Source organism: Ewingella allii (assembly GCF_044430645.1).
GTDB lineage: Bacteria > Pseudomonadota > Gammaproteobacteria > Enterobacterales > Enterobacteriaceae > Ewingella > Ewingella allii.
The window spans coordinates 40,772-54,474 of the sequence record NZ_JAWUDN010000003.1; the positions used below are offsets into that span (position 1 = coordinate 40,772).

The 13,703-nt window shown below is 55.8% G+C and carries 12 protein-coding genes; 10 read left to right on the forward strand and 2 right to left on the reverse strand.

The genetic code is table 11. The features are described 5' to 3' along the window. Positions 1-24 precede the first annotated feature (24 nt). The 6 genes from SBO83_RS08950 (at position 25) to pspG (ending at position 6,185) form a co-directional block, all read left to right on the forward strand. Positions 25-1,023 carry an ABC transporter permease subunit gene (locus tag SBO83_RS08950; RefSeq protein WP_396131253.1) on the forward strand — a complete coding sequence of 333 codons (999 nt, stop codon included), beginning with the start codon at positions 25-27 and terminating at the stop codon, positions 1,021-1,023. Between the two features lie 88 nt (positions 1,024-1,111). Continuing rightward, positions 1,112-2,173 (forward strand): zinc-binding dehydrogenase, encoded by a 1,062-nt coding sequence (locus SBO83_RS08955; RefSeq protein WP_396131255.1) that lies wholly within the window; start codon positions 1,112-1,114, stop codon positions 2,171-2,173. Between the two features lie 18 nt (positions 2,174-2,191). Next, a complete protein-coding gene (locus SBO83_RS08960) occupies positions 2,192-3,115 on the forward strand; it encodes an aldose 1-epimerase (protein ID WP_396131256.1) in 924 nt (307 codons plus the stop codon). Next, on the forward strand, positions 3,115-4,542 hold the full coding sequence (locus SBO83_RS08965; protein WP_396131496.1) for a sugar porter family MFS transporter: 1,428 nt from the start codon (positions 3,115-3,117) through the stop codon (positions 4,540-4,542). The genes SBO83_RS08960 and SBO83_RS08965 overlap by 1 nt, the downstream gene beginning before the upstream one ends. A 172-nt stretch (positions 4,543-4,714) precedes the next feature. Then, positions 4,715-5,749 carry a tRNA dihydrouridine(20/20a) synthase DusA gene (dusA, locus tag SBO83_RS08970; RefSeq protein WP_396131257.1) on the forward strand — a complete coding sequence of 345 codons (1,035 nt, stop codon included), beginning with the start codon at positions 4,715-4,717 and terminating at the stop codon, positions 5,747-5,749. A gap of 199 nt (positions 5,750-5,948) precedes the next feature. After that, positions 5,949-6,185, forward strand: a complete 237-nt coding sequence (pspG, locus tag SBO83_RS08975) for an envelope stress response protein PspG (RefSeq protein ID WP_396131497.1) — start codon at positions 5,949-5,951, stop codon at positions 6,183-6,185. Positions 6,186-6,562: 377 nt separating this feature from the next. Here pspG and SBO83_RS08980 read toward each other — a convergent pair whose 3' ends face one another. Next, a complete protein-coding gene (locus SBO83_RS08980; protein ID WP_396131258.1) occupies positions 6,563-7,549 on the reverse strand; it encodes a quinone oxidoreductase in 987 nt (328 codons plus the stop codon). Between the two features lie 193 nt (positions 7,550-7,742). Between SBO83_RS08980 and dnaB the strand changes: the two genes are divergently transcribed. Beyond that, positions 7,743-9,149, forward strand: coding sequence for a replicative DNA helicase (gene dnaB / locus SBO83_RS08985; RefSeq protein ID WP_353503509.1), 1,407 nt, complete (start codon positions 7,743-7,745; stop codon positions 9,147-9,149). Positions 9,150-9,344: 195 nt separating this feature from the next. Further along, entirely contained in the window at positions 9,345-10,430 is a 1,086-nt protein-coding gene (gene alr / locus SBO83_RS08990) for an alanine racemase (RefSeq protein WP_396131259.1), read from the forward strand. A 6-nt stretch (positions 10,431-10,436) separates the two neighbouring features. On the opposite strand, the gene SBO83_RS08995 is transcribed toward alr, so the two are convergent. Further along, positions 10,437-11,195 (reverse strand): SDR family oxidoreductase, encoded by a 759-nt coding sequence (locus tag SBO83_RS08995; RefSeq protein WP_396131260.1) that lies wholly within the window; start codon positions 11,193-11,195, stop codon positions 10,437-10,439. Positions 11,196-11,320: 125 nt separating this feature from the next. Here SBO83_RS08995 and SBO83_RS09000 point away from each other — a divergent pair, with 125 nt between their 5' ends. Both SBO83_RS09000 and SBO83_RS09005 read left to right on the forward strand, forming a co-directional pair. Beyond that, entirely contained in the window at positions 11,321-12,253 is a 933-nt protein-coding gene (locus tag SBO83_RS09000) for a LysR substrate-binding domain-containing protein (protein WP_396131261.1), read from the forward strand. A gap of 162 nt (positions 12,254-12,415) precedes the next feature. Further along, positions 12,416-13,609 (forward strand): aromatic amino acid transaminase, encoded by a 1,194-nt coding sequence (locus tag SBO83_RS09005; RefSeq protein WP_396131262.1) that lies wholly within the window; start codon positions 12,416-12,418, stop codon positions 13,607-13,609. Positions 13,610-13,703: the final 94 nt, after the last annotated feature.

A 13,703-nucleotide genomic window follows, 5' to 3' on the forward strand; every position in this document is an offset into this window, starting at 1 on the left:
ATAGTGTGGAGTGATGAAATGACCATGACGACATTATCTTATCAACAGGAAAAGGGTGAGTCCCGCCGCGCCTTTATTTCGGCGAATATTAATGCCATTGGCCTATTAGTGGTTATCGCGCTGCTCTATCTGGTGTTTTCATTTTACGCGCCCGGCTTTATTTCCCTTAGTAACCAAATGAACGTGCTGCGCGATGCAGCGACTATCGGCATCGCGGCGTGGGCCATGACGCTGGTGATCATCGCCGGTGAAATCGATGTCAGCGTCGGGCCGACGGTGGCTTTTGTCTCAGTCTGTCTGGCCTATCTGATGCAGGCGCAGGTGCCGCTGGCGGCGTCGCTGGTTCTGGTGCTGATCCTTGGCGCGGCCTTTGGGACCTTGGCGGGCTTCTTGCGCGGTTGGTTTAACGTGCCGAGCTTTGTGGCCACGCTCGGCCTATGGAGTGCGCTGCGCGGTCTTGGCCTGTTTATGACCGACGCCCTGCCCGTGCCGATTGACGAAAACGACGTGCTCGACTGGCTGGGCGGACAGGTGGCGGGCATTCCGGTTTCCGCCCTTATCATGCTGATTTTATTTGCCGTATTCCTGTTTGTCAGCCGCAAAACGGCCTTCGGTCGCTCAGTATATGCCGTGGGCGGCAACGCCTCGGCGGCGCAGCTTTGTGGCATTAATGTCAAACGCGTGCGGGTGCTGATCTTCACGCTCTCCGGCCTGCTGGCCGCCGTCACCGGGATTCTTCTCGCGGCGCGTCTGGGTTCAGGTAACGCCGGTGCGGCAAACGGCCTGGAGTTTGATGTTATCGCGGCGGTGGTGGTGGGCGGCACGGCGCTGTCCGGCGGCCGAGGCTCGCTGCTCGGCACCCTGCTTGGGGTTCTGGTTATCACGCTAATTGGCAATGGACTGGTGCTGCTGGGGATTAACTCCTTCTTCCAGCAAGTGGTGCGCGGCGTAATTATCGTCGTCGCCGTGCTAGCAAATATTCTCCTGACTCAGCGAAATAGTCGAGTTCGCTCGAAAAAATAATCTGCACCCTTGCGCCTTGCAAAAATATTCGCGAGGCGTGATGGCAAAAAGAAAATGAACAATGTTCAAATTTATGGAGAGGAATAATATGAAAACCATGTTGGCGGCTTATTTACCGGGAAATTCCACTGCCGAATTAAGAGAGGTTGCTATTCCACAGCCAGGTATCGGGCAGGTATTAATTAAAATGAAATCGTCGGGAATTTGCGGCAGCGACGTTCATTATATTTACCACCAACATCGGGCGACCGCCGCCGCGCCGGATAAACCTCTTTATCAGGGCTTTATTAATGGCCACGAACCCTGTGGCCAAATTGTCAGCCTGGGGGCCGGGTGTCGCCACTTCAAAGAAGCTGACCGCGTGCTGGTGTACCACATTTCCGGCTGTGGATTCTGCCCCAACTGCCGCAAAGGGTTTCCTATATCCTGCACCGGCGCGGGCAAAGCGGCCTACGGCTGGCAGCGCGATGGCGGGCATGCTGAATATTTGCTGGCGGAAGAGAAGGATCTGATTCATCTGCCGGAGTCTCTGAGCTATGAAGACGGCGCGTTTATCTCCTGCGGCGTGGGGACGGCCTATGAAGGCATCCTGCGCGGCAATGTATCAGGCAGCGACAACGTGTTAGTGGTCGGGCTTGGGCCGGTGGGCATGATGGCGATGATGCTGGCGAAAGGCCGGGGGGCGAAGCGCGTCATTGGCGTTGATGTTCAGCCTGAGCGTCTGGCAACCGCCAAAAAGCTCGGCTTGATGGATCACGGCTTTTTAGCCAGCGGGGACAGCCTGATCCCTTCTATTGTCGAGCTGACGCGGGGCGGGGCGGATGTCGCGCTGGACTGCTCCGGCAATGCCCAAGGCCGCTTGCTGGCCTTGCAAGCGACCGCCGACTGGGGGCGCGTGGTCTATATCGGCGAAACCGGCAAAGTCGAATTTGAAGTCAGCGCGGACCTAATGCACCACCAGCGGCAGATCATCGGCTCGTGGGTCACCAGCCTCTACAACATGGAGAAATGCTGTGGCGATTTACACGACTGGAAGATGCGGCCGCAAAGCGCCATTACCCACCGTTTCACGCTGGAACAGGCGGGCGAGGCCTATGCGCTAATGGCCAGTGGCAAATGCGGCAAAGTTGTCATCAACTTCGCCGATTAACCCTTCGAGGAGCGCGCTATGTCTCTGTTTACGCTAACCAATCCACAGCTTTCCCTTAAGGTGTCTACTCATGGCGGCAGCATCATCCAGCTGGTGGCACATCGCAACGGAGCCGACCTGCCATTGTTGCGACCAGCAAAAGTCTCCCCCGATACGCCGCCGCTGCAATCCGGCTGTTTTCCGCTGGTGCCTTTTGGTAATCGGGTTAACGGCAACCAGTTTGACTTTGACGGCACGCGCTATCCGTTAAAACCCAACACCGACTGGGATGCCCACTATTTGCACGGTGATGGTTGGTTACAGGAGTGGCGCTGCGCCGAACATGATGATTGGCACCTGCTGTTGGAGTTTAGCCATCATCACGGAGCTTATCAGTATCGCGCTTTGCAGCGATTTGAGCTGGTGGATAATCAGCTTGAGGTGACGCTCAGTGTCACCAATCTGGGCAAAGTGGCGATGCCATTTGGCCTTGGCTGGCACCCCTATTTCCCTCTTGATGAGGACACCCAGCTTCAGGCCAATGCTGCAGGATATTGGCTGGAAGAGGCTCAGTGGCTGGCGGGTGAACATCAGGCCGACTTACCCGAGGATGTGCAGTTCTCGACGGCAAAAACCTTGCCGCGCCGCTGGGTGAACAACGGGTTTTCGGGGTGGGATGGGCAGGCGAAAATTATCTGGCCGAGTCATCAACAGCAGCTAAGTCTGTCTACGGAGCCAGCCTGTCCGGTCTATTTCGTTTTCGTCTCGGACCCTAAGTTCGACCGCGGCTATGATTTTGATTTCTTCTGTTTCGAGCCGATGAGTCACGCCGCCAATGGCCACAACATGGCCGATTTAGGGGGCCTCAAGGTGTTGGAACCCCATGAAACGCTTACTCAAACCATGACGCTTACTTCGGAAAGCACCCTAACTCCTACGACGACGGGCGAGGAGCAGCAATGATGAAAAATCCTACAACACTGAACATGCCCTATGTCTGGATGATCTGTCTGGTTGCCGCCTGTGGCGGGCTGCTGTTTGGTTACGACTGGGTGGTAATTGGTGGCGCGAAGCCGTTCTACGAGGCCTATTTCCATATTACCGACCCCGCCACCTCCGGCTGGGCCATGAGCTCGGCGCTGGTGGGCTGTATCCTTGGGGCCATGGTATCGGGCTGGCTGTCAGACCGTTTTGGCCGCCGCCTGTCGCTGATTATCGCGGCGATTGCCTTTACGCTCTCGGCCGTGGGAACTGCACTGGCTAACGACTTCGACTGGTTTGTGTTTTGGCGCATTGTCGGCGGGGTCGGTATTGGTCTGGCTTCGGCCCTCGCGCCGGTTTACATCGCCGAGATCAGCCCAGCCGAGAAGCGCGGGCGCTTTGTGGCCGTCAATCAGTTGACCATTGTTATCGGTGTGCTTGCCGCGCAGCTGGTCAACCTGATGATTGCCGAACCCGTAGCTTCCGCGGCGACGCAGGCCGAAATCCTGCAAACCTGGAATGCGCAGGTTGGCTGGCGCTACATGTTCGGCGCGGAAGGCATTCCGGCAGTGTTGTTCCTGCTACTGATGTTCGTGGTGCCGGAATCACCGCGCTGGCTGGCGAAAGCAAACCGCTATCCGCAGGCTGAAAAAGTGCTGCGCCGTATTGGCTCGGTGGAGTACGCGCAGCAGACGCTCTCTGATATCCGCCACTCGCTGGGGTCGGAAAACCAGCAAGTGCCTCTCTCCGCCCTATGGCAGCCGAAAGTTAGACCTATCGTGGTGATGGGCGTGGTGCTGGCGGTATTTCAGCAGTGGTGCGGGATTAACGTCATCTTCAACTACGCGCAGGAGATTTTCGCCTCGGCGGGCTTCGACATCAACGACACGCTGAAATCCATCGTCGCCACCGGCCTGATCAACCTGATCTTTACACTTCTGGCGCTGCCTCTGGTGGACCGCATTGGGCGTCGCCGCCTGATGCAGTACGGCGCGGCGGGCCTGACCATCATCTACGTGCTGATTGGTATGGCCTATTCCTTTGGCATTATGGGGTTGCCGGTCCTGCTGTTGGTGCTGGTCGCCATTGCGATTTACGCGGTAACGCTGGCTCCGGTGACGTGGGTTTTGCTGTCAGAAATCTTCCCCAATCGGGTGCGAGGCACGGCAATGGCGACCTGTACGCTGGCGCTGTGGGTCGCCTGTTTTGTCCTGACTTACACCTTCCCGCTGCTCAACGTGGCGCTGGGCGCGGCGGGGAGTTTCTTCCTGTATGGCGCGATTTGCCTGGCGGGATGGGCCTTCGTGCAACTCAAGGTGCCTGAAACTAAAGGTGTTTCACTGGAAGTGTTGGAGCAACAGCTGGGGCAGACCAAGGCCGAGCGGGCTTCAACCAAGGCGATCGTCTAAACCGCGTTGCTGAAAAAGTGATTGTTGAAATGGCTCACGAGGGTTTTGCCTTTAGCGGCAGAGCACCCCGTGAGATGCCGAATCGCCGTTCTGTGGTATAATCTGCGATTCCATTCCTTCGGCCAATGATGCTCGAGGGAGCGCCCGAACACCTTCAGCGAATCTCAGGTCGATGTCAGAAACTCAAAACGCCACATCTCAAGCCAGCACCAAACCCTATTCGGCCCAACGTTTTTCCGTCGCGCCGATGCTCGACTGGACCGATCGTCATTGCCGCCATTTCCATCGTTTAATGACCGGCCAAACGCTGCTGTACACCGAAATGGTTACCACCGGCGCGATCATTCACGGCAAAGGCGACTACCTTGGATTTGGTGACGCGGAGCACCCTGTGGCGCTGCAACTGGGTGGCAGCAATCCTGCGGATTTGGCGACCTGCGCCAAGCTTGCGGAACAGCGCGGCTATGATGAAATCAACCTGAACGTCGGCTGCCCGTCTGACCGCGTGCAAAACGGCATGTTTGGTGCTTGCCTGATGGCGCAAGCTTCGCTGGTGGCAGACTGCATCAAGGCCATGCGCGATGTGGTGTCCATTCCCGTGACGGTAAAAACGCGTATTGGCATCGACGAACAAGACAGCTACGAGTTCCTTTGCGACTTCGTTCAGCAAGTCTCTGAGAAGGGCGGCTGCGACACCTTTATCATCCATGCCCGCAAAGCCTGGTTGTCTGGCCTCAGCCCGAAAGAGAACCGCGAGATCCCGCCGCTGGATTACCCGCGCGTATATCAGCTGAAAAAAGACTTCCCGCACCTGACGATGGCGATTAACGGCGGCATCAAAACCCTGGAAGAAGCCAAGGCGCATTTGCAACATATGGATGGCGTGATGGTGGGGCGCGAAGCCTATCAAAACCCTGGCATGTTGCTGAACGTGGACCGCGAGCTTTTTGGCTCAGATGGCCCGCTGCGCACGGCGCCGGAGGTTATTCGTGGCATGTATCCGTACATTGAGGCGGAGTTGGCGAAGGGCACTTATCTGGGGCACATGACGCGGCACATTCTGGGAATTTTCCAGAGCGTGCCCGGCGCGCGCCAATGGCGTCGTCACCTGAGCGAAAACGCCCATAAGCCGGGTTCAGGTATTGAGGTGGTTGAGCAGGCGCTACAACTGGTCACTCAGCCGCACGCGGCAATCAGCCAGGCATAAATCTGTTAGTTAAATCCGCTAAAAGTTAGCCTTTCTTACTATTTCGCCATTGGCCTTTTTAGCTGGTGGCGAAATATTTCTCGTAAATTCAATCAAATAAATAATCCGCCGTTCTGGCATGTTTCTTGTAATAGCTAGGGGAGTCAGATGACATTCGTCAGGCTGTTCCGTGTTTTCGCTGTTTATTAAGGAGCATGCGATGTTGGAAATTCTCTTTGTGCTTGGCTTTTTCTTTATGTTGTTACTGACAGGTGTTTCGCTGCTGGGCGTGATTGCAGCTCTGGTGGTGGCCTTTGCGGTAATGATGCTGGGAGGCTTTCTGGCTATTGTTATAAAAATGTTGCCGTGGCTGCTACTCGCCGTTGCCGTCGTGTGGATTTATCGCGCGTTTAAAAAGCCTGACACGCCGCGCTATCGTTCGCGTCGTTTGCCATAAGCCATAATGGATAATTAATTCCTCGAATTATCAGCTATCTGAGCTCTGACCTGTTCAGATTGCACTGCAACATTTGTCGAGATAACTTTTACTTATGTGGCATCGATCACAGCTTACACTTTTAAGTCCGCAGATTTTTTATTAACCATACTTTTTAACATTGAGGACTGCTAGGATGCATTTCTCGCGCTGCGAATGTCAGCTCGAACGAAATTCATCAAATCCGTGAGATATAAAATAGAGGCTTAAGCCTCATCGTCCGCGGATTTACCTTGCAGTACCCCTACAAGCAGTACCCGTCTTTATCAGCAGTCGTCTGAGCAAGACAGTAAAAGGGCTTCCACACGGAAGCCCTTTTGCATTTCAGGAATAGCCGATCATTTGCCGGGGATCAGCAGGCTAGAGCCTTGCGTCGCGCGGCTTTCCAGCGTTTCATGGGCACGCTTCGCTTCGGACAGCGGGAATTTTTGCGCCTCGCTGACATCCACTTTGATAGCGCCGCTGGCGATCAGCGAGAACAGCTCGTCGCTGGCGGTTTTCAGCTCTTCGCGGTTGGTGATGTAACTGCCGAGGCTCGGACGAGTGACGAACAGCGAGCCTTTCTGCGACAGAATCCCTAAATTGACCCCTGACACCGGGCCGGAAGCATTACCGAAGCTGACCAGCAGGCCGCGCGGCTTCAGGCTATCGAGGGAGCGCTCAAAGGTATCTTTACCCACCGAGTCATAAACCACGCCGACTTTTTCGTTATTGGTCAGCGCTTTAACACGGGCAACAATGTCTTCCGTCTGGTAGTTAATCGTCGCCCATGCCCCGGCTTCTTTCGCCCGCTGGGCTTTCTCTTCTGAGCCGACGGTACCAATCAGGTTCGCACCCAGCGCTTTCGCCCACTGGCAGGCGATCAGGCCTACACCACCGGCGGCAGCGTGGAACAGGAAGGTTTCACCAGCCTGAATTTTATGGGTTTGGCGCAGCAAATAGTGGACGGTCAAACCTTTGAGGAACGACGCGGCGGCCACTTCAAAACTAATAGCATCGGGCAGCAGGGCGATTTTTTCTTGCGAAACGTTATGCACTTCGCTGTAGGCACCCAAAGGAGCCTGCGCGTAAACCACGCGGTCGCCGACCTTAATGCCCGTCACATTGCTGCCAACTTTGCTCACCACGCCCGCCGCTTCGGTACCCAGTCCGGAAGGCAAGGGGGCTGGGTACAAGCCACCGCGAATATAGGTATCAATGTAGTTGATCCCTATCGCTTTATTCTCGACCTGCACTTCGCCCGCGGCCGGGTCTTGTGGTTGAAAATCGACATATTGCAGAACATCGGGGCCGCCTGTTGCGGCAAATTGAATGCGCTTAGCCATGTTTTAATCTCGTGTTAGGGTCTGTTTTCAACCCTAGGCTAAATGTTTGCGACAATCCAGATTTTAGGCACAGCGGGTTAATACCCTTTTGAAATGAGACAGCACAACCTATACTAAGCAGCGAAAAAACTTCCTAAATTACTGGGAAGTCGATGCTCACAAAACAGGCGCTTACCGCAGGAATTTCCCACACATGGCAGCAAAAAAACCGACCAATCAACAGAACGAAAACCGCGATCGTCAGATGGAAGGATTGAAGCTTCCTCCGCACTCGCTGGAAGCTGAACAATCCGTTCTGGGCGGGCTAATGCTGGATAACGAGCGCTGGGACAACGTGGCGGAACGCGTGGTCAGCAATGACTTCTTCAGCCGCCCGCATCGCCTGATTTTTACCGAAATGCAGCGCTTGCTGGAAATGAGCAAGCCTATCGACTTGATAACCCTCTCTGAATCGCTGGAGCAAAAAGGCGATTTGGACTCAGTGGGCGGCTTTGCCTATTTAGCCGAGTTGTCGAAAAATACCCCAAGTGCGGCCAACATCGGCGCTTATGCCGATATCGTCCGTGAACGTGCGGTCGTCCGCGAAATGATTTCCGTCGCTAATGAAATTGCCGACGCCGGTTATGACCCGCAGGGCCGCAGTAGTGAAGACCTGCTGGATCTGGCGGAATCTCGCGTATTTCAAATTGCCGAAAGCCGCGCCAACAAAGATGAAGGCCCGAAAAGCATCGACCGCATTTTGGAAAGCACGGTGTCGCGCATCGAAGAACTCTTCCAGCGCCCGCACGACGGCGTCACTGGGGTGTCCACCGGCTATGCCGATTTGGATAAGAAAACTGCCGGTTTGCAGAAATCAGATTTGATTATCGTGGCGGCGCGTCCTTCGATGGGTAAAACCACCTTTGCGATGAACCTCGCCGAAAACGCCGCGATGATGCAGGAAAAACCGGTGCTTATCTTCAGTCTGGAGATGCCCGGCGACCAGATTATGATGCGTATGCTGGCGTCGCTTTCTCGCGTCGACCAAACCAAAATTCGTACCGGCCAGCTCGATGACGAGGATTGGGCACGCATCTCCAGCACCATGGGTATCCTGCTGGAAAAACGCAATATGTACATCGATGACTCCTCTGGCCTGACGCCAACTGAAGTGCGCTCCCGCGCGCGGCGTATTTTCCGCGAACACGGCGGCCTGAGCCTGATCATGATCGACTACTTACAGCTGATGCGCGTCCCTTCGCTGTCCGACAACCGTACGCTGGAAATCGCCGAAATCTCCCGCTCGCTCAAAGCCTTAGCCAAAGAGCTGCAAGTGCCAGTGGTGGCGCTGTCGCAGCTGAACCGCAGCCTGGAGCAGCGCGCGGATAAACGCCCGGTTAACTCCGACTTGCGTGAATCCGGCTCCATCGAGCAGGATGCCGACTTGATCATGTTCATCTATCGTGACGAGGTGTATCACGATAACAGTGAAGAGAAAGGCATCGCGCAGATCATCCTCGGTAAGCAGCGTAACGGTCCAATCGGTACAGTGCGACTGACCTTTAATGGGCAGTTTTCGCGGTTTGATAACTATGGCGGTCCTCAATACGACGAGGACTAGTGTGCGAGGCTATTTTGCTTGCCATTTTTCGTCCGGGCAGTGCTCAAAATCCTCGTGTACTACGTGTACACTCCGGTTTTTCCGCGCTGGCCGAACGCAAACTGACTGCGCCAATAACGCCCCTTAGCTTTCGTGTTAATTCCCTATGAAGCTAGGTGTGTCATTTTTAAATTAAGAATTTATAAAGGAATCAAGATGAAAGCGGCTACGGCTGTCATTGATTGCCGCGCTCTGCGACATAATCTGCAACGGGTGCGGCATATGGCGCCGCAAAGTCGTGTGGTGGCGGTGGTGAAGGCTAACGCCTACGGACACGGTTTGCTGGAAGCCGCGCAGGCTTTGCAGGATGCAGATTGTTACGGCGTGGCCCGCCTGAGCGAAGCATTAACGCTGCGAGCTGGCGGGATCATTAAACCTATTTTGCTGCTGGAAGGTTTTTTCAGCGCCGATGAGCTGCCCGTAGTGGCCGCGCATGGGCTGGAAACGGCGGTTCACAGCCTCGAGCAGCTGCAAGCTCTGGAGCAGGCGAAGCTCGAACGGCCGCTCACGGTGTGGATGAAGCTCGACACCGGCATGCACCGTCTTGGGGTTCACCCAGCCGAAGCCGAGGCGTTTTATCAGCGTCTCAGCGCCTGCCCGAATGTTCGCCAGCCGGTCAATATTATGAGCCACTTCGCCCGTGCAGACGAACCCGATGTTGAAGCCACACCTGACCAGATTCGCTGCTTCCAGCAGTTCACTCAGGACAAGCCGGGGCTGAAATCTCTCGCCGCTTCGAGCGGAATTCTCCACTGGCCCGAAGCCCATCACGACTTAGTGCGCGCTGGCCTGATCCTCTACGGCGTTTCGCCGATGAGCTTCGCCGATGCCGCCCATTTTGGCTTAAAACCCGCGATGACCCTGACCTCCAGCCTGATCGCCGTGCGCGACCATGCGGCGGGTGAGCCTGTGGGCTATGGCGGCGTTTGGCGCAGCATGCGAGATACGCGCCTTGGCGTGGTGGCGATGGGCTATGGCGACGGCTATCCAAGAAGCGCGCCGAGCGGCACGCCGGTGCTGGTCAATGGCCGCATCGTGCCTATCGTCGGACGCGTTTCGATGGATATGATTTCCGTCGATCTCGGCCCGGATGCCACCGACCGGGTGGGGGATGAAGTGATTTTCTGGGGAGAAGGGATGCCGGTCGAACAGATCGCCGCCGCGACCGGCATCAGCCAGTACGAGCTGGTCACTCAGTTGACCGCCCGCACTGCCCGCGTTTATATCGGTAATGACGCCTGAGTGCTATTAGGCGCCAAAACCACCGTCGATAGTCAGGCTGGCTCCGCTGATATAACCCGCCTCGGGGCCAGAGAGGAAAGCCACAAAGGCAGCGATTTCGCTGTCTTTGCCATAACGGTTTACCGCAATCAGCTTCGTTAACTCTTCTGCCATCGCGCCTTCTGCCGGATTCATATCGGTATCAACCGGGCCGGGCTGAACGTTATTCACCGTGATCCCCCGTGGCCCTAAATCTCGCGCCAATCCTTTGGTAAGGCCAACTATGGCTGATTTACTCATGGCGTACACCGCGCCACCGGCGAAGGGCATGCGATCAGCGTTGGTGCTGCCGATATTGATAATGCGCCCGCCTTCCGGCATGTGGCGCGCCGCTTCCTGACTGGCAACAAACACGCTGCGTACATTGATGGCCAGCGTGCGATCGAAGTCTTCCATGCTGAATTCGTCGAGCGGCGCGACGGCCAAAACCCCGGCGTTGTTGACCAGAATATCGACACGGCCGAAATGCTTGGCGGCCTGCGTGATGGCCAGACGAACGGCCTGCTCATTTGCGCTGTCGGCCTGAATGGCTAAGGCTTTAACGCCGATTTTTTCAATCTCTGCCGCCAGCGCGTTGGCTTTCTCCGCCGAAGAAACGTAGGTAAAGGCCACGCTTGCGCCTTCCTGAGCTAAGCGACGAACGATAGCCGCGCCGATACCCCGCGCGCCGCCTTGGACGAAAGCGACTTTGCCAGCCAGTGAAGAAGAATGTGTTGTGGTAGTCATGGTATGTCTCCAAATCATTAGGAAGAGGGGTTGATGGAGACAAGTATCGACCCGAAATTAGGATAGGAATAGCCAGTAATCGCTATAATCATTTCAAACTAAAAGTTTGAAATGGGCCTAAGAGTATGATTAATCATCTGGAATGCTTTGTAGAGAGTGCCGATACGGGCAGTTTTTCGGCTGCCGGGCGGCGTCTGGCATTGACCTCGGCGGCGGTTGGCAAAAACGTCACTACGCTGGAAGCCCAGCTTGGGGTGCGGCTCTTCCAGCGCAGCACGCGAAAACTTACGCTAACCGAAGCGGGCGAGAGATTTTTACTCGAGGTTCGCGGTGGTTTGGCGTCGATTCAGATGGCGATGAACAGTCTGGACAGCAGCGCGCAGCATCCGTCAGGGCCGCTCAAGGTGAGCGTCGGCACCCACTTTGGTATTCACTATTTGCTGCCTTTGCTGGACGAGTTTTTGGGCCGCTATCCTCTTATTCGCCCCGATTGGGAATTTGATAATCGCAAAGTCGACCTGATTGGCGAGCGATTCGACGCAGCTATCGGCGGCGGATTTGAGCTGCCGCAGGGGATTGTGGCCCGCGAACTTGCGCCAGCGCACACCGTTTTGGCGGCGTCCCCCGCCTATCTCGCCAGCAAGCCGCCTTTTGTCGAACCCGAAGATTTAGCCTTTGGCGAGGGGATCCGCATTCGCTCTCCACAGACCGGGCGTGTGCGTAATTTTATCCTGCGCGACAGCCAGGACCGGCAGGCGGCCATTTCGTTGCCCGAGCGTATGACCTTCAACGAGCCAGAAGCTTGCTGCCAGGCGGCAGTGATGGGATTGGGCATCGCGGTGGCGAGCCTTCCCAATTTATTGCCCTATCTGGAGAGTGGTCGGCTGGTTCGCGTATTGCCGAATTGGTATGCCGAAAACGGTACGCTTTCGCTCTATTTTCCCACGCATAAAATGCTGCCCGCAAAGACCCGAGTTTTCGTGGATTTCGTGATGGAAAAGTTCCGCGAACAGCAGCTTTCACGCAGATTTGACGCGCGACTCATGTTTGTAAAATGACACCATATAGTTGTCATTTTTTTTAACGAACTTTGTTAGTCTGTGAAGCAAGCGAGTCCAATGATTGACCTTGGATCCCCCCGCCGGCGCGACTGAGCGGCGTGGGCAAGAGATCCGAGCGACGCGATCATTTGAAAATAAACCACCGAGGAGATGTATACCGTGTTCCAACATGTCGATGCCTATGCGGGTGACCCGATCCTGTCGTTGATGGACAGTTTCAAAAATGATCCAAGAGAGAAGAAGGTTAACCTGAGCATCGGTTTGTATTACGACGAGCAAGGTATTATTCCTCAACTGCCTTCCGTCGCGGCGGCGGAAGAATGGCTGAACGCCCAGCCTCAGGCGGCGTCAGTTTACTTGCCGATGGACGGCTTGCCGGCCTACCGCAGCGCGATTCAGACGCTGTTATTTGGTGCTGAACACCCGGCGCTGAAAGAGGGTCGCATTGCGACCATTCAGACCGTTGGCGGCTCGGGCGCGCTGAAAGTCGGCGCAGATTTTCTGAAAACCTACTTCCCGAATTCAGAAGTCTGGGTGAGCGACCCAACCTGGGATAACCACGTGGCTATCTTTAGCGGCGCGGGTTTCAAGGTTCACACTTACCCGTACTTTGATCCAAAAAGCCTCGGCGTCGACTTCGCCGGTATGCTCGAGACGCTGAAAAGCCTGCCTGCGCAGAGCATCGTTCTGCTGCACCCGTGCTGCCACAACCCAACGGGTTCTGACCTGACACCAGCGCAGTGGGACCAAGTGATTGAAATCGCTAAACAGCGCGACCTGATCCCCTTCCTCGATATCGCTTATCAGGGCTACGGCGCGGGTATCGACGAGGATGTTTATGCCATTCGCGAAATGGCGGCGGCGGGCGTGACCTGCTTCGTCAGCAACTCCTTCTCCAAGATTTTCTCGCTGTACGGCGAGCGCGTCGGCGGCCTGTCCGTGGTGTGTGAAAATGCCGAATCAGCCGGTCGCGTCCTGGGTCAGTTGAAAGCCACCGTGCGCCGTAACTACTCCAGCCCACCAAACTTTGGTGCGCAGGTGGTAGCCAAAGTCCTGAATGACACCCAGCTCAAGGCCCAATGGCTGAGCGAAGTGGAAAACATGCGCGCGCGTATTCTGGAAATGCGCCAGACGCTGGTTAACAGCCTGAAAGTCTCGCTGCCTAATCGCAACTTTGATTACCTGCTGCAACAGCGCGGCATGTTCAGCTACACCGGCTTCAGCGTGGCGCAGGTTGATCGCCTGCGCGAAGAGTTCGGCGTCTACCTGATTGCCAGCGGCCGCGTTTGCATGGCGGGCCTGAACCACCACAACGTGAAGCAGGTTGCCGAGGCATTCGCCGCCGTTCAGTAACTCTCGCCATCCCTCCTGCAATCCGAATTATTTTGCAGGAAGCGTTTTTAAGGGCCGACAGCAATGTCGGCCCTTTTTATTGGCTGCTATCCTT